Source organism: Mediterraneibacter sp. 210702-DFI.3.120, assembly GCF_020561005.1.
GTDB lineage: Bacteria > Bacillota > Clostridia > Lachnospirales > Lachnospiraceae > Mediterraneibacter > Mediterraneibacter faecis.
In genome coordinates this window covers 121,775-144,835 of sequence record NZ_JAJCNG010000003.1, presented here as the reverse complement: position 1 = coordinate 144,835, position 23,061 = coordinate 121,775, and the positions used below count along the sequence as shown (strand labels likewise).

Here is a 23,061-nt window from a genome sequence, read left to right as displayed (position 1 = left end):
GTTCAATCTCGTCATATTATAGCGCAAGTCCCCAGATTCTTCAACAAACAAAATCAATGTTTTTCTTTTACTCCAAAAGTTTCACCGTTTCAGGAATACTTCCCGCCTGTTCAAGTGTACAGGATCTTGCATCAATACATTCCAGATTTGTTCCATCAAATGCACTTTCCGCAAAACTTTTCACACTTTCCGGCACCTGAAAGGTTCCTGTCCATGCTGCCGGAAATGCAAGAAGAACTGTGCCATCTGCCGTGTAAAGTACACCATCTACCGTAACATAGGCTGGATTTGCTGCATCTGCTTCTATCCATCCCAGATTACTCAGCCCCACAAACGCTCCTGGCTGAATATTTGTTATATTAGCAGGAATTTCAATCTCTTCTACAGCAGAACCAAGACCCGACAGTGCTCCTCTCGCAATTCCGGAACATCCTTCTTCAGGAAAGTACAATACTCCATCCTTTATCACTTCTTTGTCTCCTGAAAGTCCACAGATCATACCTTCCGCATTAATAAGATATCCGGTATCTGTATTTCCCACTGCTATCGACCCTTCTTCATCCTCATTTTCATTTTTTACATTTTCCATTGAATCAGGATTTGTAATTACCGGTTCACTTGCAACATTTATAGTTGTATCTCTTTTCACGCCTGGTTTTTCTGCCACAATCTCTTCTACTACTGGTTCTTCCACCGCAATTTCTTCTACCATAGGTTCTTCCACTAAAATTTCTGCCGGAACAGCTGCTACCTGGATAACATCTGCTTGATTAACATCTGTCTGGATAGTTTCTGCTGATAAGAAAGAATGCTCATCCATTTTTTCCGGTTCTTTTATCTGTTTTGTTATTGTTACTTTTTCCGGCAGATCATTTCCTGACACATTTATATCCTCTGTTGTCGCACAGACCTCTATTTCGGAAATCAGATTCTTTTCCAAATATAATGAAACAATTTCCTGTGCAGACATCAGAATCAGCGCACCACTTAATAAAGTCACTCCCACTCTGACATATGGTTTTCTCGCCGCTTCCTGATGCCATTCATTCCAATTCAGTCCTATATCCATGTTCTCTTATTCCTTTCTCTTTCCCCCACATTTTAATATACGAAATAATTTTAGTTTATCAAAGAAAAAGGGATGCTGCAATCAAATGCAACATCCCTTTGATTTTTCCGCTTTGTCCTGATAGATTCCAAGGATTCTATACGTTAATTTCAGCCTTCACGCCAAGGATCTCTTTATTCTTTTCAAGCAGTGGACGGATCACATTTTTAAGATAAGCATCTACCTGCTCACTTGCACGTCCAACATATTTCTCCGGTTTCATTGTCTTCTGAAGATCCTCTAAAGTCAGGTTGAATGCCGGATCTGCTGCGATCAGTTCAAGAAGGTTATTGTCAAGTCCCTTCTCTTTTACATTTCTTCCTGCTTCCATAGAAAGCTCACGGATTCTTTCGTGCAGCTCCTGACGGTCTCCACCGGCTTTAACAGCATCCATCATAATATTCTCTGTTGCCATGAATGGAAGTTCGGACATCAGACGCTTCTCGATTACTTTCGGGTATACAACCAGTCCGTCTACAACGTTCAGACAAAGATCAAGTATTCCGTCGATTGCAAGGAATCCTTCCGGAACACTCAGACGCTTGTTAGCGGAATCATCAAGTGTTCTCTCAAACCACTGTGTTGCAGATGTGATTGCCGGATTAAGTGCATCAATCATCACATATCTTGAAAGGGAAGCAATTCTCTCACTTCTCATCGGGTTTCTCTTATAAGCCATTGCTGAAGATCCGATCTGTGTCTTCTCAAATGGTTCTTCAATTTCTTTTAAATGCTGGAGCAGACGGATATCATTAGAGAATTTGTGAGCACTTGCAGCAATTCCTGCCAGTACATTCAGTACTCTTGTGTCTACTTTTCTTGAATAAGTCTGTCCGGATACCGGATAACATGCCTTAAATCCCATCTTCTCAGCGATCATTGGATCGATCTTGTCAATTGTCTCCTGATCTCCGTCAAACAGTTCAAGAAAACTTGCCTGTGTTCCTGTTGTTCCTTTAGATCCAAGCAGTTTCAGACTTCCAAGTACATATTCCAGATCCTCAAGATCCATTTCAAACTCCTGCATCCAGAGAGTTGCTCTCTTTCCAACAGTTGTCGGCTGTGCCGGCTGGAAATGTGTAAAAGCAAGTGTAGGCTGGTTCTTCTGCTCCTCTGCAAACTTCGCAAGCTCTGCAATTACATTCACAAGCTTTGTGCGAACCAGTTTCAGTGCTTCTGCCATAATAATAATATCTGTATTATCTCCTACATAACAGGATGTAGCTCCAAGATGGATGATTCCTTTTGCTTTCGGACACTGAACACCATATGCATAAACATGAGACATAACATCATGACGTACAACCTTCTCACGTTCCTTTGCCACCTCAAAGTTAATATCATCCGCATGGCTCTTCATCTCTTCAATCTGCTCATCCGTGATGTTAAGTCCAAGCTCCTTCTCAGTCTCTGCCAGTGCGATCCAAAGTCTTCTCCATGTTCTGAACTTTTTGTCCGGTGAGAAGATATACTGCATCTCGCGGCTTGCATAACGCTCTGAAAGCGGGCTTACATAACGATCATTACTCATAATTCTTTTCTCCTTGTTTCATATCTTTATCGTAACTGTTCATCTATTATAACACATAAACTGAGTCTTCAAAATCAATTTTGTTCAAATGCCTGACTGATATCCTCTTTCGGAACTTCCATCGGATACTTTCCTGTAAAGCAGGCATCGCAATACTTAAGATCTCCAACCATGTCTTTCAGTTTCTCAATCTCCATGTATCCAAGAGAATCTGCTCCAATCAGCTGACGGATCTCCTCCTGTGTGTGAGTATGTGCGATCAGCTGCTCATTTGACGGAACATCCGTTCCAAAGAAGCATGGATGTAAGAACGGTGGAGAACTGATACGTACATGTACCTCTTTTGCTCCGGCTTTTTTCAGCATCTTAATGATATTTGCACAAGTTGTTCCACGCACGATGGAATCATCTACCATTACGATTCGTTTTCCCTTTACAACTTCCGGAATCACATTCAGTTTGATTTTTACACTGGAAACACGTTCGCTTTGTTTCGGTTTGATAAATGTTCTTCCCACATAGCTGTTCTTGTGAAATGCCATTCCATACGGAATTCCTGACTGCTCAGAATATCCTTTCGCTGCTACCAGACCAGAGTCCGGAACTCCTACAACAAGATCAGCGTCTACCGGATAAGATTCCGCAAGTGCTTTTCCTGCCAGAATTCTGGAATGGTATACACCTACACCATCGATTGTACTGTCTGTTCTTGCAAAATAAATATACTCAAAAATACATCTTGCCTGTTTTTCCGAATCGATCACCATACTCGTATCTGACTGGATTCCATATTTTCTTGTAATTGTTACGATTTCTCCCGGAAGAACATCTCTTACAAACTCACCGTCTACAGCTGCAATTGCACAGCTCTCAGAAGCAAGGAAATATGTATTGTCACGTTTTCCGATGCACAGTGGCTTGAGTCCAAATGGATCTCTTGCACCAATCATTTTTCTCGGGCTGCTAACAACAAGTGCGTATGCACCCTTGATCTTCTGCATCGCACGCTTCACTGCTTCTTCTGCTGTCGGTGTATGAAGACGCTCTCTCGCAATAAGATATGCGATTACTTCAGAATCTATTGTTGTCTGGAAAATAGCACCTGTCTGGCTGAGTTCTTCTCTCAGCTCGATTGCATTTACTAAATTTCCGTTATGTGCAATCACAAGTGTTCCCTTTACATAGTTTATAACAAGTGGCATTGCATTCTCTACACGTGTTGCGCCTGCTGTTGAATATCTTACATGGCCCACACCAAGATTTCCTTTCAGCTCTGAAAGGCCCTCTTCATCAAACACGTCATCCACATGGCCAAGTCCTTTTTTTGAAAGGACGTTTCTCTTCCCATAAGTGTCTGTCACTGCAATACCGCAGCTCTCCTGACCTCTATGCTGCAGAGCAAACAAGCCATAATAGACTGATGCAGCCACATCATGCCCATCCACATCATAAGCACCAAAAACACCGCATTCTTCCCCAAGTCCCGTCACTGCTTTTTCAAATTCACTCATGTCAGTTTATGCTCCTTACCTAGTTCCTGCTAGTTTTTATCATGATTTCTGTATCATACAAAACCGATTATAATATAAGGCGGAGTGAAAATCAACATTCCCTCCGCCTTGTATTTCTTCCTGCTCATTATTTTATTTACGTCCAATATATTAGTATTTCTAATATATTCGTCGTTTTTATTCTTCGTATCTTATTACCGCCTTCATTTTTTGTCCAGTATTTACAAAATCACTATCCATTTGTATAACGAGACAAAAATTGACGGGTACGCTCTTCTTTTGGATTCTCAAACACTTCCTCAGGAGTTCCCTGCTCAAGTATCTTACCGTCATCCATAAACAGAACTTTGTCCGATACGTCTCTTGCAAATGCCATCTCATGCGTTACGATGATCATCGTAGTATTCTGATCTGCAAGTCCTTTGATAACTTTCAGTACTTCACCTGTAAGCTCCGGATCAAGCGCCGAAGTCGGCTCGTCAAAGCATAGAATATCCGGACTGAGTGCAAGTGCACGGGCAATTGCCACACGCTGACACTGTCCTCCGGAAAGTTGATGCGGATAGTTATTCATACGCTCTGAAAGTCCCATCTGATCTAAGAGGCGCTTTGCTTCTGCTTCAATCTCTGCGTGTATCTCTTTCTTGCGCGCCTTATAATCAGGCTGACTTTTTGCAAGTAGTTCCTTCGCCAGCATTACATTCCCAAGTGCTGTATACTGCGGGAACAGATTAAAAGACTGGAATACAAGTCCAAAATGTAATCTTTTCTTACGGATCTCACTTTCCTGTTTTGTTACAGGATTTGCAGCATCAAACAATAATTCATCATTTACACGGATCACACCTTTATCCGGTGTCTCCAGAAAATTCAGGCAGCGCAGAAGTGTCGTCTTTCCACTTCCCGAGGAACCGATCAAGGAAAGTACCTGTCCACGTTCCAACGAAAAGCTGATATCTTTCAATACTTCTGTCCGTCCAAATGTTTTATTAATATGTTCTACTTCAAGTATTGCCATTTATCTCTTCCTCCCCATTTAATTAAAATATTCCAGCTTCTTCTCAAGCTTTCCAAGAAGGACTGTCAGAATACCATTGAAGATCAGATAATAAAAAGCTGTAAAGAACATCGGCCAGATCGCACCTGAGATTCCCTGAGAACCTTTCAGGAACGCCTGTCCTGCCCAGATAATCTCCTGCAGTGCAATGATTCGTGCAAGAGAAGTATCTTTTACAAGCGTAATGATCTCATTTGACATCGGTGGAACAATTCTCTTCACCATCTGAAGCAGCTTAACCTTAAAGAAGATCTGATGCTTTGTCATTCCAAGAACAAGTCCGGCCTCCGTCTGTCCCTGTGGGATACCCTGGATTCCTCCGCGGTAAATTACCGAGAAATAGCATGCATAGTTAAAGATAAATGCAACCGAAGCTGCGAGAAATCTTCCGCTTTCACCGCCACCCCAGATTGGGTTTTCTAAGACCAGTCCCGGGAAATAATAAATGATCAGCATCTGGATCATAAGCGGTGTGCCTCGCACGATCCAGACAATGATATTCGTAATATAACTCAACGGTTTAAAATGTGACATCGATCCAAATGCAATAACCAGTCCTAACGGAATAGCCCCAAGAAGCGTTGCAAAAAACAGCTTCAGCGTCTGTAAGAATCCCACATTCAGTGAGTGAATAACGATTGGAAATTGTTCCATAATAAGTTCCATTATATTAAAGCTCCATCCTAAATTTATTTTTCGATCAATGCAGCCTGTACTTTATAAGTCTCAGCACATTTCTTCATTGATCCATCTTCCATACTCTTTTTAAAGTAATCATTCAGAGCTGCTGCAAGATCAGATCCTTTACGGAATCCAACACCATACTCCTCATTGTTCAGACTTATTGTGTAAGTAAGATCTGCATAACCTGTTCCTTCTCCGATCATAGCTGCTGCCATCAAAGCATCAATTGCAGCTGCATCTGAGTTTCCGGAAGCAACCTCCATCAGTGCATCTGCCTGTGATGAAACGGCTGTATACTGTGCACCAATTCTTTCAACCTGATCTTCCCCTGCACTTCCTGCTTCTACTGCAAAAGTTAAATCTTTCACACTTTCCTCATCCTGATACTTATCTGCTTTGTCAGCCGGTACAACTACAACCTGCGCGTTATTCATATAAGCATCTGTGCATTCCATAGAACTCTTCACTTCATCAATCAGTGTCATACCATTCCATACGCAGTCGATTGACTTTCCATCAAGCTCAAGCTCTTTATTATCCCAGTCAATCTCTACAAATTCTGCCTCAACTCCGATACTCTCTGCAAATGCTTTCGCCATGTCTGCATCAAATCCGACCCACTCACCATTATCATCTTTATAATCCATTGGTTCAAAGTCAGTAACACCGACCACGAGTGTCCCTTTGTCTTTCACATATTCAAGATCACTCCCTGTTGATTCCGCTTTCTTATTCGCATTAGAAGAGTCTGAACCACATCCTGCTAACATAGAAACTGCAAGTCCTGCACATAATAACACACTTAATACTTTTCTTTTCATAATAACACCCTCCATCATTGAGTTTGGCTTTTATTCTCTACCAATGAGTCACTGTACTACGGTAAAGTTACCGTTGTATTCTACCATAGCATACAATATATGTCAAACCCCAAAACAGTAAACAATGCAGCTGCTCATAGATTCTGTGAACAGCTGCACAAAAAGTCTGTATTATGTATGATTTCTTCTATGTTTCCTCTTCCACTTCTCCAAAAGTACTTCATTTGGCTCAATCTGAAGATTCTGCTTCACTTCGTCCATTTCGCTTCTCATCTGTGCATTCACTTCCTGATATTCACTGTGCTTTGTAAGCAGAATATGAAATTCTTCCAGCGACATATACTTATAAGACGCATACAGATATGGTTTTAGTAATTCCTTATCTTCGCAGATCTGGTAGGCTCTGTCATACATTTTGGCCGCTTCCTGATAAAGGAACAATCGTCCATATGCCGCTCCAAGACATGCATAGATCTTTCCATAGAATTTTTCATCTACACTCTCATCTTTTTCCTGATTCAGGATTTCCTGATAAACGATGATTGCTTCTTCAATCTCACCGCTTTCAAGAAGATTATCGCCTTTATACTTCTTACGCTCTACATCCTTCTGATTTTTCAAATGTTCCAAAACATTCTGGATACGGATCATCTCAGATTCTTTATAGATCTTTGAAGCTTTCAAGATTGTAAGAACAAAGTTCTCGACAGATCCACGCATACGCATCAAATCTCGAAGCTGCTCTGCCAGTTCTTTCATACCGAGCTCTTCTTCCAACCAGGTGCAAAGCGGTTCATTCATGATCGTATAATCGATCAGATATAAATTATTACACAGATAGTAACACAATTCTTCTATTGTAAAGATCCTGCAGTGGATCCTGGAAATCTCATAAGGATGTGCTGCGTGTCTGTCATGACAAAGAATTAAATTTCCCATCATTACCTCCTAAATGTATCACCTTTTCCTCACGGAAATCCGTCGGCAGGAAGAAATCTCCAAATCCGACATCACGTACTGTAATCTTGCAGGTTTTTTCATCCTGAAACATCGTTTCTATCTGAAGTCTTGTAGAGTACTCTGCTCGCTTTGGAAGTCTCTCCAAAGAGATTTTTTCGGTCTTAACCGTTCCCTGAACCAGTGACTCGATATGGAATTCTATATCATCACCCTCTTCAAGGATCACTTCCCACTGATTATTTGACTCATACCAGTGTGCACCCCAGGAAACAAGCGGATACCACATTTCCTGACCATCCACACGCATATTGACTGTAATCTGATCTGTCAGCTTAGTCTCCGATAAATAAACCGGATTCTCTATATGCATATACAATTTTCTGTATGCAGTATAGCAAGCTCCTTTGCTGTACAGATTATTTCCGATAAATGCTCTTCTTCCATTGCAAAGCACCCGCAATGACTTCGGATACCAGTTATTTTCGAACCCTTCTCCTGTCAGGAATACGGAAGAAACAATCCTCTTATCAAACACGCTCTGTATAAATTTACAGAACATCGCATCGGCTTCTTTTGCTTTGTCCTCGTTCAAAACCGGATAAACAAGTGCCAGTTCTTTCATATGTGCATTTGCAACTTCATCAACCGTAACAAATGTAGTCTTTCCACCACCAAGTCCCGGCTTCAGTCTGCGCAGCATATATGCTTTGATTTCATTACGGTCACAGCAGAACAATGCTGCATCATACTGCCACAGTTCTTTCGGCTGATAGAAGAGATAATTACAAAAACTCTCTTTATAATCCTGAATAAAGATATGTCTTTTATCAATATTCATACGAACTGCGATCCTTCGAAGCATCTGTGCCAGTTCTTCTGTAAGAACCGGTACACTGAACACAATTCCATCAATTTTAGGAAATGACTGTAAAGACATCTGGATAAACTGTGAAAGCAGCCATACTGCATCATATGTCTCATCACCAAATTCAATTTTCTCATTTGCAAGACTTCTCGAAAGCAGACGGGCAACGGTAAATCCTTCTTTCAGTGTTGCAAGACGTTTTGCCTCTTTTCCATATGCCCATGTGTCTCTTAGTTTTCCAATAATCAAAGGAATCTGAAAATTATCTGAGTCAACTTCCAGTGTCTGAGGTTCCATCTCTTTATCATTATAAAAACTGATCTGGCATGTCTTTTCATTTATCTCATATCCAATTATACTTCCCTGTCCCATGAAAAGATTTCCTCCTTAATACTGTATAAACATATGTGATGCAACCGCATCTTCCAGTGCATACTGCTTCATCTTCTTCTCTCGTTCTTCCGGATCTTCTTCCAGAATAATGTCATTGAGCCTTCCATATCTGCCCGGTTCACCTTTTTCAACCGTATGCTGGCAGATCTCTTTCTCACTTCTGTAAGAATTTCCGTCAATTGTTTCTTTAAAATAATAGATCAATCGTTCATGCGAGAACAACACAAACTTCTTCACATACAAATTCTCATACATTGGTGTCAGAAGTTCTGTTGCATAATCAGAATCTCCGTTTCCACCTTTCTGCAACTGATAATACAACATAACACGGCTATCCTTCTGGCCCTTGTATTCTACCAGTGTCTTATCCCACAACTGGAATTCAATCAGCCACTCCTTATCATACTTAAGGAAAAATGGGAAATAAATCTGTTTGCCACAAAGTTCCTGCATAAACTTTTTCAGCGTCTTCTTAAGGCTTGTTTCATACTCTTGATTCGAATAATATTTCAAAACAGCAATCATACAAATATCGATTGTTGCCTCACCCTTCTCTGCTTCCCTGCAGATAATATCAATTATAGATTTCTCTATCCTACGTGCTTCTACAACATATTCTCTGGAGACATATGCCAGATAAGCCTGCTGGAGCCGGAAGTATGCACCTTCATCATAATAAGCTTCAAATACTTTTGTCTCCTGGAATAATTCCTCTGAAAAGAGCATCTGTGTAATGATCCGTTCTGCCAGTTTATGCGTATGGACTTCATACTCTCTGGCAACTTTCCACAATTCCTTCATCTCCTGTGTTGCTCCACAGTAGAAGTTTGCCAAATACGTAAGAATCACTTTATCATACTGTTTTTTCTTAAATAAATCATAACAAACATAGGTCAGGAAATCATCATTCTCATAATTTGTCTCACGAATCATCTTGCTGCACAGTGCCTGGATCTCATCCTCCGGGAAATTTTCCAGACCCTTTTCCTTTACGATTTCCAGTGTCAGCTCTTCCTCTTCTTCAAACGCTTTGCTTCGGTTCAGGCTATTTGCATATTTTCTGCAGATATCCATATATCTAAGTTCATAAAACAGACGTTTACTCTCATATGGGATAGAATCTGTATAATGTCTTCCATCTTTTGCTTCCCATACAATGCGATCCGTCTTTGCATACAGAAATACTCTGGCTCCATTCTCTGTATATGCTGCCTTCTGTGTAATTGTTCCATCAGCTGCGATTACATGAATAAATTTCATATTCGGAACCTTTGTTGTAATCCAATATGCGTGACACACATCATAAAGAGCGCGGATTCTGTCCTGACTCATGTCTGTCTCTACAAGGAATCGCTTATAAATGATCCGCAGATCTTCATCTATATTTCTCTTCTCCAGCTGATTCCATGTGAATTCTTCCATCTCATCCCTGTAGTGCGCATAAATCTCGCTTGTCTCATCTTCATAAGTAATCAGATTTGCATACAAAAATGCGCATTTCTTATAATCCAGAGAATTTCCATGCATAAAATACAAATATACCGAACGAGGAAGCTGCTTATGAAATTCTTCCGGTCTCGCAGCCGCCATATAATATTCGTAAAGCTGCGCAATCTTCAACTCTGCGTCTACCGCTTTCTCATACCAATGGAAATAGATGTGTTCTGTTCTGCTGCCTTTTATAAGCAATGTACAGATAGAAGTCAATATCATCGCTTCATCATACATCTCATAACACTTCACAAGTACATTATACAGATGTTTATCAAAATTCTTCATCTGACTTGCCAGGTTTGCTGTATATAATGCAAGTTCCTTCGTCATCAGTTTATATTTCACGCCAAAAAGCAGAACCTGTACTTCAAACTGTCCGAGTTTTTTAAGAGATGAGCTCTTCTCTTTAAAACAACGGAATGCCTGAAGATAGAACCATAAGCTGTGAGACTTATACTCCATAAACTGCTTCTCAAGCACATTCAGTCTTTCACTGTAGATTTTATATTCTGAATCAACCTCAATCAGCATACAAAGAATCCGCCAGCTGTCCGGATGCTTCATAAAAGAACGTGAAAGTTCTTCTGCGACCCTTCTCTGCCCAATCGAATCACTACTCAGCTTTGTCGTCAGATAAAGGTAATAGGAACTCAATTCAACATCCTTACCGATTGCAAAACGATTGTAGTTATAAGATTCTAAAAGCCATTTTGCCTCATCCATCCGATTACCCAAAATGCAGATATGTGCCTGGGCAAGAAGGTAAAATTCATTACGTTCATCTACCTCGCGAAGATGTGAAATTTTCTTTATAGAAGCCTCTGTCCAATCTTCCAGTGACATCTTGTCACCTTCATATTTCAGATAATCTTTCAGAATTCCATTAAATTCTTTTTCATTTGCACGATGTTCCTCATCTCTGCAAATATCCTTTTCCACTACGACCTCATAACTCAATGTTTCATATGGAGTTTCCAGAATGATCCTTCCAAAGTTACTTCCTCTGTGAAGCTTGTCCATAGAAATACCATATTCCAGACGATAGGCATTACCTATAAATTCGTCTGTCGTCAGATGTCTGTGCTCAACAGAAAGGAAATCGCCTTCTGTTCTTACATCAATCTCCAGATATCCCCAGGTATTTTTCTTCACAGTAAAAGTCTCTTTTCTGTCTTCTACAAGAGAAATAAAAGCACGGCTTTCTTCTTCCAATGTAAGAAAAATCTTCTCTTTCTGCTTGCACCCTACCAGGAATTCTTCAAGGGCGTGCTGATCCAGTTCCCATTTACGCATATTATTATAAAGCGCCTTGATCCTCGTATCTTCATATTTGAGAATCTCAAAGAAATCTCTGGACCGGAATAACTTCACTGCCTCAGCTGCATCACGATATGTAAGCTTCTTAAAATCTTCCAGGCTCTGAACCTTTCCGTATCGAGTCATAACAAATGGTTTCTCAATAATTGCAGTAAATGCAATATCATACTCTCCACCATTACATACAATCGTAAATTTCCCATGTTCAACATGTCCCGGCACAAGTCCTCTTCCATCGTATGTATAATAAATATTTACCGGATTTCCATCAAAACCCTGCTCTACGCACTGTACACGATAGGAAGAAGGATATACAAGTCCACGTATTGTCCCTTCCCCTTCATTCTGCAGAGAAAAGCTTCCCTCATATTTTTCTCCTTCTCCGACACGCATCGTAATGTGAGTCTCAGGAAAAATAATTTCCGGCTGCGGGATGTGAAAATCCCCCTTTGCAAAACGTTTGATCTTATTCTTCAAATCCGTCACCTACTCAAATTTTTAATCATCCATAAGTTTGCTTCTGGCAACTGCCAAAAACGCTACTATAAATTATATCATTAGTACACATGATCTTGCAATGGGTGATTGTATAAAGTTTTACATCCATTTTTTCATTGAAATTCCTCCTTTATTTCTTTTGAAAAAATGGATACATTTTTATCAGTAGCTTTCCATCATTGGATACAAGTAAGTAAAACCGAGACAAATCAAACAGAACGTGCTATAATAAAATTCATCTGAATGTTATTTCTACAAAGGAGGACTTCATTATGAAATTAGTAATTACTATGAGTCGTCGTTTCGGTACCGGAGCCAGCATTATTGCTGAAGAGCTTTCGAAACGACTTGATATTCCGGTCTATGACAAGGCCTATATAGAAGAAAAGCTCTCTGATCACAAATATGAAAGTGAAGCTGAAGCAATCCGGAAACTGGCTGAAAACCCTTGCATTATTCTCGGACGATGCGCCTCAGATATTCTGAAAGACCGGATGAATGTATTAAACATCTATGTGAGTGCTGCCAAAGAGGACCGCATTCAGAGAATCATGAAAAAAGAAAATCTTGATCATGATGCCGCAAAAGAAAAGGTGGAGCATACGGATGAAGAGCGTGCTGCTTATTATTATGAACACACCGGCAAGACCTGGGGAGATGTGAATGATTATCACATGATTCTTGACACTTCCGAGCTTGGTGTTGAAAACTGTGCTGATATCTTAATGCATTATTTTGAAAAACTGGAATACATTTAATTTTTCGTGAAAGCACGGACTTTGGCTCGTTGCTCGTGTAAATATAACAGGGACAAAAACTTGTTGGTCTTCACAAAGTTTTTGTCCCTGTTTTTTTAATTCTGGCTGTCTGAAGTATCTGATGTATCTGACGTTTTAATTGTTACACCCTGTTTTTCAAAACTGATCTTCTTCCATACTTTTTTCTCTTCTTTGATTTTTGTATCCTTTTTCCACTGCTCCAGAAGTGAATCATACTGTTCCTGTTTTCTCTCACTTACAATACTTTCTTTTTTACTGTCTGTTGCCTCTCTGTCCAAAAGACTTGTAAGCTTTGCAATATAAATTCCATTCTCTGTCTCTATAATATCTGTAACATCGCCTTCATTTGTCAATGCATCTGCTGCTGCGATCAGATCCTTATCCGGGCTTGTACTTTCAGAATCAAATGTAGCTGTCTGGGCTGTAAGTCCTGCTGCTGATGCAACAGTCTCCATATCTTCTCCACCCTTTAACCGATCATCAAATGCCTGTGCGGTCGTCTTCAAAGCTTCTTTCTCATCATCTGATAATGTCTGGGATTCTCCCGAATCATCTGTTGTTGTATATGAGAATAAGAGATATTGCATACTCTTCTGTGCTGCATCTTCATCTGATACATTCTCATCCACACCAGCTTCCATTGCCGTTTCCATCTTATTCGAAATTGTCATCAGTTCGAGAACTTTAGCCACTTCCTCCTCATCTCCTGATACCACTTTCTTCACATCATCCGAATTATCTTCACCGAATTTTGCTGCTGCATCTTTAATCGCCTGCTGCTCTTCCTCTGTCAGTGCAACATCATAGTCAGATGCATGCTGTGAAACAAGATACATATTCTCCAGATTCTCAAGAATACTCTTCTTTGTCTGCTCCTCATATGTCTGATTGTCTGACACTTCCTTTGCCCACATCTCTTCTGCTGTTGTTCCCATCATACTCGCATAGTAGGTTTCATACTGAGCCTGCTGCAATCTTGCGTAAAAATTCGCGACTCCAAGTGTAATCTTCTCATCACCGACTGTTGCAACTGTCTCATCTGTATTTATTGTTCCGCATCCTGTCAAAGATGTTGCTGTCAATGTGCCTGCCACTGCAAGCACTGCCAGCCTTTTTGCCAAACGTACCATCTGGTAAATCCTCCTCTTTTTACGTATTTACTTACGCAGCCATACTACCGCTCATTATATCGTGTTTTTTGTTCTATCACAACCCCAAACACAGAATCTCCTCAACTTCCCTGATCTAATCGAAGTTCGCGAATACTCTCTATAATTTCTCTTAGCATCTGCAGAACATTTTCCCCTTTCTCTTTTCCGCTTCTCCCTTTCTTTTGATAAAGGAAATACGGGACTGCTTCTGCTTTGAAAGTCATATTATTTCCATATTTCTTTAAAAGTGCCGGAATTTTTGCCGGATCCAGATTTGCTTTTTCATATAAGATAAATTTGTAGTCTTTTCCCTTTTGTTCTATCGCTGTAATATATGCAGAATGCGCAAGACTCTTAAGTGCTGCAATATGAAGAAGCTGCTGTACTTTTTTCGGAAGATCTCCAAAACGATCAATCAGTTCTTCTGTCATATCATCCATCTCTTCTTCTGTTTCAATTGTGGCAATTCTCTTATAAATATCCAATTTTTGATACTCGTTTTTAATGTAAGATTCCGGAATAAATGCATCTATATCAAGATCAATCGTTGTAGCGTAGTCTGCTTCTTCTTTTTTACCTTTCAACTGACTGACAGCCTCATTAAGCATCTTGCAGTACAAGTCATATCCAACTGCTGCCATATGACCACTTTGCGACTCTCCTAGAAGATTTCCCGCACCTCGGATCTCAAGATCACGCATTGCGATCTTGAATCCCGATCCAAGATCTGTAAATTCACGAATTGCAGCCAGCCTCTTCTCTGCAACTTCTTTAAGCATCTTATCCCTCTGATACAGCAGAAATGCATATGCCATTCGATTGGATCTCCCAACTCTTCCTCGCAACTGATATAACTGCGACAATCCAAATCTATCTGCATCCTGTATAATCATCGTATTAGCATTCGCAATGTCCAGTCCTGTTTCAATAATTGTTGTCGATACAAGCACATCAATATCACCATTGATAAAATCATACATAATATCTTCCAACTGATGTTCATTCATCTGTCCATGTGCGTAAGATACCCTTGCATCCGGCACCAGTTTCTGCACACGAAGTGCTAGATCTGCAATATTTTCTACTCTGTTATAAACATAATAGACCTGTCCACCTCTGGCAAGTTCACGCTCAATAGCCTCACGAACCATCTCATCATTGTATTCCATTACATACGTCTGTATTGGCATACGATCCATCGGTGCTTCCTCAAGCACACTCATATCGCGAATTCCGATTAAACTCATATGAAGTGTTCTTGGGATTGGCGTTGCTGTCAGCGTCAACACATCTATATTTTCTCTTAATTTTTTAATTTTTTCCTTATGCGTCACACCAAAACGTTGTTCTTCATCTATGATCAGAAGTCCTAAATCTTTATATCCAACATCCTTTGAAAGCACTCTGTGTGTTCCGATCACGATATCAACCAGACCTTTTTTCAAATCCTCTACTGTTTTTTTCTGCTGCGCCTGCGTCCGAAAACGGCTCATCAAGTCAACACGCACCGGAAAATCTTTAAACCTTTGAATAAATGTATTATAGTGTTGCTGCGCAAGAATCGTTGTAGGTACAAGATAAACAACCTGTTTTCCTTCCTGCACTGCCTTAAAAGCTGCTCTTATCGCAATTTCAGTCTTACCATACCCTACATCTCCGCAGATCAGACGATCCATAATCTTCGTACTTTCCATATCTTTCTTTGTATCTTCAATTGCACGAAGCTGATCCTCTGTCTCTTCAAATGGAAACATCTCCTCAAACTCTCTCTGCCAGACCGTATCCGGTCCATAAACATAACCTTCTGTCTGCTGGCGCGTTGCGTAGAGTTTTACAAGATCTTTTGCGATTAACTGAACCGCTTTTTTTACCTGTCCTTTTGTTTTTTTCCACTGAGGTGTCCCAAGCTTATTCAATTTTGGTGGCTTTGTATCTGCTCCTGCGTATTTCTGGATCAGATCCATCTGTGTTGCCGGTATATAGAGAATTCCTCCGTCCGCATAGGAAATTTTCATATAATCTCGAGTAACAGTATCTACTTCGACTTTCTCAATTCCCTGATAAATTCCAAGTCCGTGATTCTCATGTACCACATAGTCTCCCGGTTTAAGTTCGGCAAATTCCTGGATTTTTTTTCCTTCATAAGTTTTTCTTTTCTTTTTTTTCTTTTTCTTACCAAAAATATCAGATTCCGAGATGACCGTAAACTTTAACATCGGGTATTCGTATCCCTCTGCAATGTAACCACAGGTTACCATAATCTCTCCCGGATTCACCTGCCGTTCCATCTCTTCACTATAAAAACTGCTCAGGTCATAATCTCTCAGATCTTCTGCAAGACGTTTTGCTCTTGTTCTTGAACCCGAAACAAGAATCACACGATACCCTGTTCTTTTCAGTTTCTTCAGATCTCGTGTCAGGAGCTCAAAACTGCTATTATACGGATTGACAGTTTTAACCTGCAGACTGTAGACAGACCTTACATTAAACATTCCACATTTTGATTCCAACATGGTAAATGCAATTCCATAATACTTGTTCATCTTTCCAATCGTATGATCTGTCTGTTCCACCTGAATCGGAATCTCATCTGTCTCCATACCGGCTTCTTCTCTGCTCTCCAAGCTGTGAAAATACTCTTTTTCCACGATTTCTGCAGATTCTTGAAGACGTACCGGTTCATCCAAAAACAAGATTGTCTCCTTTACCGGAAAATATGCCAAAAAGCTTTCCGTTTCCATCTGCTTCCAGTTCTCAGTTGCCGGATAGATTTCTATTTCCTGTAAATTCTCTGTCGACCTCTGACTTTCCACATCAAAACTTCTAATAGAATCAACTTCGTCTCCCCATAATTCAATTCGAACCGGATTCTCCTCTGTCAGTGGAAATACATCCAGAATCCCACCTCTGACTGCAAATTGTCCCGGACTTTCAACCTGGTTTTCCCTTTCATATCCTAATATCGAAAGGTTTTCCTGTAATTTCTGAAAATCCAACGCCTCTTCTGCATGAATCTTAATCCTGTTCCCGCACAGTTCTTCTTTCGATGGAAGCCCATCCAGAAATGCGTCCATTGTTGTAACTACAGTAATTGCTTCCCGTCCTTTCTTCTCTACAATCGCACGCAATACTTCCATACGTTTCCCTGTCAAAAATGCGCCCTTAATATCTGCATGATAAAACAAAAGATCTCTTGCCGGATAAAACCATACATTTTCCTCCAGTACACGCCATTCTTCATAAGCCTGTTTTGCTTTTTCTTCACTGGAAAAAACGATGACTCTGTACTCAAAGCCATCGCTCAGTGCTTTCGCAAGATGTATCTTCTGTGAATTCACACATCCTGCGATTTGCAGGAAACCCGTTTTCTTTCTTCTCGAACTGACAATCTCCTGATAATCAGCCAGTTCTTTTAATGGTTCTAAAAAAGCCTGCATCTCTACTCGTCCTTCTTTTTACGATTATATTCGTTCATCGCTTCGCTTATCTGGTCACTCACGATCAGTTCCACCGCTTTTACCGCATTATCATAACCTTCGCTCATCATTTCCTGTTCCGCCTTAGAAAAATGTCCTAACACATAATCTGCAAGATCATACTTCGGTGGTTTTTCTCCAACTCCTACTTTTATTCTAGGAAAAACCTGTCCGCCAAGATGTGCAATAATATTTTTTATTCCATTATGCCCACCTGCACTGCCTTTTGCACGAATTCTTAATTGTCCTACCCCAAGACTGATATCATCATAAATCACGATCAGTTCCTTCTCAGGATCCACTTTATAATAGTCAATCACACTTCGGATGCTCTCGCCACTAAGATTCATATAAGTCTGCGGTTTTACCAAAATCACCTTCTGTCCTGCAATCATACCCTTTCCGATCAAAGCACGATGCTTCTCCATAGTTACATCTATATTATATCTCTCAGAAAGTCGATCTATAACATCAAATCCGACATTGTGTCTTGTTCCTTCATATTCTTTCGTCGGATTGCCTAATCCTGCTATAATATACATCTTCTTCTTCCTTTCCTAAATGTGTTCTCCATCCTCTTCTTCCCACTGTAAGCAACACGGGCTTGTTGTCATATAACTTCCTCTTGCAAACAGCAATCTTTATTTTACCGCATGTGTGAATATTTGTCATGCATATTTGCTCTGTAAATTCATAAATTGTATAAAAAGGGGGATACTCATGAAATCAAAAACTAAAATCATTGTCCTTCATATGAAAGAGATCATCTATACTATTATTTTTGCTGCTCTTGGCATTCTTTTGATTCTTCTTCTGATTCTTATGTTCCATCCAAAAGAACCGTCTCCTGAATCTGATCCTCAATGTTGCATTGCTGAAACTAACATTTCTTCATAAGCACTCAAAAATGCTGCTTGCCGGGTTTATACAGCAAAAAAGCCACAGTCCATCCTTTCTGTGGCTTTTCAATTGCTTTTTCACAATCACTACTATTTTAATTCTGCTTATCCTTCTACGATCAGATAAGTACCATCCGGCAGTGCAAACACTTCAGAAGCCTCTTCCAATTCTTCCTCTGACATCCCGTCTACATCCATGCCATTCTCTTCAAAGTATTCTCTTACTTCAGCCAGAGATTCTACAACAACTGCCATACAGTCCTCCAGAAAAGCTTCTGCTGCCTCAAGGGTCTCTGCTACCGGTTCATCAAAAAGCTGCTCCTGCTTCTCCAAAAAAGTCTTCAGACACTCTTCATTGTACTCTCCCATTACTTCTCCTCCTGTTTCTTAACAATCTTTCGTATCTCATCTGCTGAATCAACAACACATTCAGCTCCGTCCTCTAAAAGAGCTTTTCTTCCACGGAATCCCCAGGACACAAGAATTGTCTGCATCTTTGCCGCATGACCCGTTGCAAGATCCACTTCTGAATCTCCGATGTATGCTGCTTCTTCCGGCAAAACCCCAAATGAACTGGCAATCGTCAACGCGGCCGTCGGATCCGGTTTCTTAGGAACTCCATCCTTCTGCCCCTGTATATGGTCAAAAAGTTCTTTTCCAAATACTTCTTCAACCACATGGACAGCCTGTCTGTCTGGCTTGTTTGATAAAACTGCAAGTTTGATACCACTCTCTTTCAACTGCTGCAACATCTGTGGAATTCCTTCGTATGGAGCAACCTTATACATACAATTTGCATCAAATATCCTGGCATACGCTTCCACCGCCTCTTCAAGATGACACAGTTTCGTATCCCCGCCTGCCTTTAATGTCCGTTCAAGCAGAACCTTCGCTCCATCTCCAACGAACTGCCGGCACTGTTCCTTTGTGATCTGTGGCATTCCAATCTCTTTCATCGTCTCATTAACTGAATATTCCAGTGAATCCAATGTGTTTGTCAACGTTCCATCCAGATCAAAAATACAAGCCTTTATCATAGCTGCCTCCATACTTTATCATTGGTTACATTACACCATAACCATATCTGCTCTTTTCTGTTACTTTCTGTAACATTTTCTTCCCACTTATCATAGTATGAAGTCATAAAAATTTCAATACTTTCTCTCTATTTTCCAAGAAGATATTGTCTCATTGTTTTTAAAGCATTTTTCTCTAAACGACTCACCTGTGCCTGCGAAATTCCAATCTGTTCCGAAACTTCCATCTGCGTCTTTCCTTCAAAAAATCGTAAACGGATCAGCCGTCTCTCTCTTTCATTCAGTCGTTCCATCGCAGCTTCTAAAGACAACTCTTCCACCCAGTTTTCTTCTCTGTTCTTCTTATCACTGACCTGATCCATCACATACAGTGCGTCACCACCATCATTATACACCGGTTCCTGAAGACTCATTGGTGTCTGTACTGCATCCAGTGCATAAACTACTTCTTCTTTTGAAAGTCCAATCTCTTCTGCGATTTCCTGAATGCTAGGTTCTTTCATATTTTTTCGAATATAACCTTCTCTTGTATAAATTACTTTATAAGCTATATCACGCAATGAGCGGCTCACGCGAAGGGAACTGTTATCTCGCAGATACCGGCGGATTTCTCCTATGATCATAGGAACCGCGTAAGTAGAAAACTTCACCTGGCGATCTGGATCAAAGTTATCTACGGCCTTTACAAGCCCCACACATCCAATCTGAAACAAATCATCTGCATTTTCATTACTGCTGTCAAACCGTTTCATCACACTAAGCACCAGCCGAAGATTTCCTTTGATGTATTCTTCCCGCGCCAACTTGTCCCCCTGACGAATCCTGCGAAAAAGCTCCTCCTTCTCCTTTTCCCTGAGAAGTGGGAGCTTTGATGTATTCACTCCACACAGTTCTACCTTATTCACAACCATTGTAAGAAACCTCCTAAGTTTTTTTCTACTTAGAATCATTCTCACTCTTTGAATAAGATATTCCATGAAGTACTGAATTTTATAAAGTTTTAGTCCTTGACAATCAAATATCCCATTTATCTGACAAATTATTAATCTGCGACTCGAATTTTGCTTTGTCTTTATTCGCGAGACCTTCGTTCTTGTAAATAACATCAAGTAAACGTCTTCCTGCTGCAACAAGACGTTCAAACGCCGCATCCGCTTTACGCTGTGCCGGTTTTTTCGCCTTCACCGGAATCTTTACACCTTCACTTAAGATCTCATTTGTCAAGAGGTCTGCTTCACTACACGGAAACGGTGCATAAGCCTGATATCCAAACTTTTCTTCCACCGTCTTTGCAAACTCTTCTGTTACAGTATCTTCACCATGCACAACAAAGACGCGTTGTGGCGCCTCTTTAAACGCTCCCAGCCATTTTAAGAGCCCATTCATATCCGCATGACCACTAATTCCATGAAGGCTCTCAATTCTTGCCTTAACTTCAATCGGCTCACCGAACAGCTTCACATTCTTTTCGCCCTCGATCAGTCTGCGTCCTAAAGTGCCCATTGCCTGATACCCAACAAAAAGAATCGTACACTCTTCTCTCCACAAATTATGCTTCAGATGGTGACGGATACGACCAGCATCGCACATTCCAGAAGCTGAGATGATCACCTTTGGTTTCTCGATAAAATTGATCATCTTAGAATCATCACTTGTTGTTGCAGTCTTAAGTCCATCAAATATAAGTGGATTAATCCCTGCATTAACAAGTGCAAGTGCATCCTCATCAAAACACTCTCTCATATTTTTTGTAAATATCTTCGTTGCCTCAATTGCAAGCGGACTGTCCAGATATACTTCGAAATTCTGATATTCTTTTAATAATTCCTTTTCTTTGATCTCACGTATAAAATAGAGGAGTTCCTGAGTTCTGCCCACAGCAAAGGAAGGAATAACAACATTTCCCCCTTTATCAAATGTCTCTTTCAGGATTCTTGTAAAATCTCCCAGATAATCCGGTTTTTCCTGCGTATGCAGCCGGTTGCCATACGTAGACTCCATCACAATATAGTCCGCACTCTCTGTATAAGCCGGGTCTTTAATAATCGGCTGATCCAGATTTCCAATATCTCCGGAAAATACAATCTTCTTTGTCACTCCGTCTTCTGTTGCCCAGACTTCAATACTTGCTGATCCAAGCAGATGTCCTACATCTGTAAACCGGATCTGGATCCCCTCACAGATTGTAATGCGCTCCCCATACTGACAAGGCACAAGCAATTCAATCGCATTAAGTGCATCCTGCATCTCATAAACCGGTTCATACTCCGGCTTTCCTGCTCTCCTGCCTTTTCGATTCCTCCACTCTGCCTCAAATTCCTGAATATGCGCACTGTCACGAAGCATGATATCACACAAATCCGCTGTCGCATAGGTAGTGAAAATCTGCCCTTTAAACCCATCCTTTACAAGCTTTGGCAACATTCCGGAATGATCAATATGTGCATGTGTGAGGAATACATAATCCACTTCTGTTGCACTGATCGGAAGTCCCGGATTCTCATACAGATCCGGTCCCTGTTCCATACCGCAGTCAACCAAAACATTCTTTCCTGCTACTTGCAGAAAATGACAGCTTCCCGTAACCTCATGGGCTGCACCTACAAATGTTAATTTCATACATCCTCAACCCTTTCTGTCCTGTATCTTTTCTTTTTAAGCTTCAGATACTTTTTCTTTTATTTTAACACCATACGGGAAATTGTACATCTTTCTTTTTATTAAATTTTTGTAACTGTTATTCATACCGGACCATTTCCATCCGAAGTCTGTGCATAATTTTCTTTTCCAGTCTTGATATATAAGACTGAGAGATTCCAAGTTGATCCGCAACCTCCTTCTGCGTCATTTCTTTTCCCTCCGGATGATCCAGTCCAAACCTCATACGAACGATTAATTTCTCTCTTCCTGACAGTTTATTCAAGGCACGAAACAGAATCTTTCTTTCTGCCTCATCCTCCAGATCCCGATAAATTGTATCTTCTTCTGTCCCAAGAATATCAGATAGAAGCAGTTCATTTCCATCCCAATCTACATTTAAAGGTTCGTCAATGGAAACTTCCATCTTCGTCTTACTGTTTCGTCTCAAATACATCAAAATCTCATTCTCAATACAACGTGAAGCATATGTTGCCAGTTTAATTTTCTTTGATGGATTAAATGTATTGATTGCTTTGATCAGGCCGATGGTACCAATAGAAATCAAATCTTCTACACCTACTCCTGTATTATCAAACTTCTTTGCTATATAAACAACCAGACGCAAATTATGTTCAATCAGTATCTTTCTCGCCTTTTCATCTCGATCTGTTCCAAGCCACCTTACCACCTCACGTTCTTTTTCATTTTCCAATGGTGGAGGAAGAACCTCACTGCCTCCTATGTAATGAATCTCCTGTTGGCCACCAAATAAAACCGTCCTGACATTTGGTACAATCCTTAATTTAAATTTCTCCGGCACAGCCACTTTAACCATCATAT

General features: G+C 40.4%; 19 protein-coding genes. 2 read left to right on the top strand and 17 right to left on the bottom strand.

The window, feature by feature from the left end; translation table 11 throughout:
• Positions 1–67: 67 nt before the first annotated feature.
• The 9 genes from LI162_RS03315 to LI162_RS03275 form a co-directional block, all read right to left on the bottom strand.
• Positions 68–1,069, bottom strand: a complete 1,002-nt coding sequence (locus tag LI162_RS03315) for a hypothetical protein (protein ID WP_196019774.1) — start codon at positions 1,067–1,069, stop codon at positions 68–70.
• A 136-nt stretch (positions 1,070–1,205) separates the two neighbouring features.
• Complete coding sequence (gene purB / locus LI162_RS03310) at positions 1,206–2,639, bottom strand: adenylosuccinate lyase (RefSeq protein WP_015528882.1); 1,434 nt, start codon at positions 2,637–2,639, stop codon at positions 1,206–1,208.
• Between the two features lie 74 nt (positions 2,640–2,713).
• Complete coding sequence (gene purF, locus LI162_RS03305) at positions 2,714–4,150, bottom strand: amidophosphoribosyltransferase (RefSeq protein WP_196019776.1); 1,437 nt, start codon at positions 4,148–4,150, stop codon at positions 2,714–2,716.
• Between the two features lie 232 nt (positions 4,151–4,382).
• Positions 4,383–5,168, bottom strand: a complete 786-nt coding sequence (locus LI162_RS03300; protein WP_054752872.1) for an amino acid ABC transporter ATP-binding protein — start codon at positions 5,166–5,168, stop codon at positions 4,383–4,385.
• Between the two features lie 18 nt (positions 5,169–5,186).
• Positions 5,187–5,873 carry an amino acid ABC transporter permease gene (locus LI162_RS03295; protein ID WP_196019778.1) on the bottom strand — a complete coding sequence of 229 codons (687 nt, stop codon included), beginning with the start codon at positions 5,871–5,873 and terminating at the stop codon, positions 5,187–5,189.
• A gap of 23 nt (positions 5,874–5,896) precedes the next feature.
• Positions 5,897–6,712, bottom strand: a complete 816-nt coding sequence (locus LI162_RS03290) for a transporter substrate-binding domain-containing protein (protein WP_015528878.1) — start codon at positions 6,710–6,712, stop codon at positions 5,897–5,899.
• A 171-nt stretch (positions 6,713–6,883) separates the two neighbouring features.
• Positions 6,884–7,651: a hypothetical protein gene (locus LI162_RS03285; protein WP_020435780.1), complete on the bottom strand. Its 768-nt coding sequence runs from the start codon at positions 7,649–7,651 to the stop codon at positions 6,884–6,886.
• The gene (locus tag LI162_RS03280; RefSeq protein WP_015528876.1) at positions 7,626–8,909 is read right to left on the bottom strand and encodes a DUF5716 family protein; all 1,284 of its coding nucleotides are present in this window, start codon (positions 8,907–8,909) and stop codon (positions 7,626–7,628) included. Before LI162_RS03280 ends, LI162_RS03285 begins: the two co-directional genes overlap by 26 nt.
• Before the next feature lie 15 nt (positions 8,910–8,924).
• Positions 8,925–12,218, bottom strand: coding sequence for a DUF5717 family protein (locus LI162_RS03275; RefSeq protein WP_196019780.1), 3,294 nt, complete (start codon positions 12,216–12,218; stop codon positions 8,925–8,927).
• A 293-nt stretch (positions 12,219–12,511) separates the two neighbouring features.
• Between LI162_RS03275 and LI162_RS03270 the strand changes: the two genes are divergently transcribed.
• Complete coding sequence (locus LI162_RS03270) at positions 12,512–12,997, top strand: cytidylate kinase-like family protein (RefSeq protein WP_015528875.1); 486 nt, start codon at positions 12,512–12,514, stop codon at positions 12,995–12,997.
• Between the two features lie 95 nt (positions 12,998–13,092).
• Here LI162_RS03270 and LI162_RS03265 read toward each other — a convergent pair whose 3' ends face one another.
• From LI162_RS03265 to pth, 3 genes are all read right to left on the bottom strand, one after another.
• Positions 13,093–14,148, bottom strand: coding sequence for a peptidyl-prolyl cis-trans isomerase (locus LI162_RS03265; protein WP_117497466.1), 1,056 nt, complete (start codon positions 14,146–14,148; stop codon positions 13,093–13,095).
• Positions 14,149–14,249: 101 nt separating this feature from the next.
• Positions 14,250–17,606 carry a transcription-repair coupling factor gene (gene mfd, locus LI162_RS03260; protein WP_196019784.1) on the bottom strand — a complete coding sequence of 1,119 codons (3,357 nt, stop codon included), beginning with the start codon at positions 17,604–17,606 and terminating at the stop codon, positions 14,250–14,252.
• Positions 17,607–17,608: 2 nt separating this feature from the next.
• Positions 17,609–18,187, bottom strand: a complete 579-nt coding sequence (pth, locus tag LI162_RS03255; protein ID WP_196019786.1) for an aminoacyl-tRNA hydrolase — start codon at positions 18,185–18,187, stop codon at positions 17,609–17,611.
• Between the two features lie 178 nt (positions 18,188–18,365).
• On the opposite strand from pth, the gene LI162_RS03250 reads away from it, so the two are divergent.
• Positions 18,366–18,542: a hypothetical protein gene (locus LI162_RS03250; protein ID WP_155492217.1), complete on the top strand. Its 177-nt coding sequence runs from the start codon at positions 18,366–18,368 to the stop codon at positions 18,540–18,542.
• A gap of 107 nt (positions 18,543–18,649) precedes the next feature.
• Here the strand turns inward: LI162_RS03250 and LI162_RS03245 are convergent, their stop codons facing one another.
• The 5 genes from LI162_RS03245 to sigE all read right to left on the bottom strand — a co-directional run bounded on the left by LI162_RS03245 (position 18,650) and on the right by sigE (position 23,059).
• Complete coding sequence (locus tag LI162_RS03245; protein WP_015528870.1) at positions 18,650–18,913, bottom strand: hypothetical protein; 264 nt, start codon at positions 18,911–18,913, stop codon at positions 18,650–18,652.
• Entirely contained in the window at positions 18,913–19,581 is a 669-nt protein-coding gene (locus LI162_RS03240; protein ID WP_196019788.1) for an HAD family hydrolase, read from the bottom strand. The genes LI162_RS03245 and LI162_RS03240 overlap by 1 nt, the downstream gene beginning before the upstream one ends.
• A 128-nt stretch (positions 19,582–19,709) precedes the next feature.
• The gene (sigG, locus tag LI162_RS03235; protein ID WP_015528867.1) at positions 19,710–20,492 is read right to left on the bottom strand and encodes an RNA polymerase sporulation sigma factor SigG; all 783 of its coding nucleotides are present in this window, start codon (positions 20,490–20,492) and stop codon (positions 19,710–19,712) included.
• 103 nt (positions 20,493–20,595) lie between these two features.
• Positions 20,596–22,200, bottom strand: a complete 1,605-nt coding sequence (locus LI162_RS03230; RefSeq protein WP_055162130.1) for an MBL fold metallo-hydrolase RNA specificity domain-containing protein — start codon at positions 22,198–22,200, stop codon at positions 20,596–20,598.
• A 118-nt stretch (positions 22,201–22,318) separates the two neighbouring features.
• Positions 22,319–23,059 carry an RNA polymerase sporulation sigma factor SigE gene (sigE, locus tag LI162_RS03225; RefSeq protein ID WP_020435774.1) on the bottom strand — a complete coding sequence of 247 codons (741 nt, stop codon included), beginning with the start codon at positions 23,057–23,059 and terminating at the stop codon, positions 22,319–22,321.
• Positions 23,060–23,061: the final 2 nt, after the last annotated feature.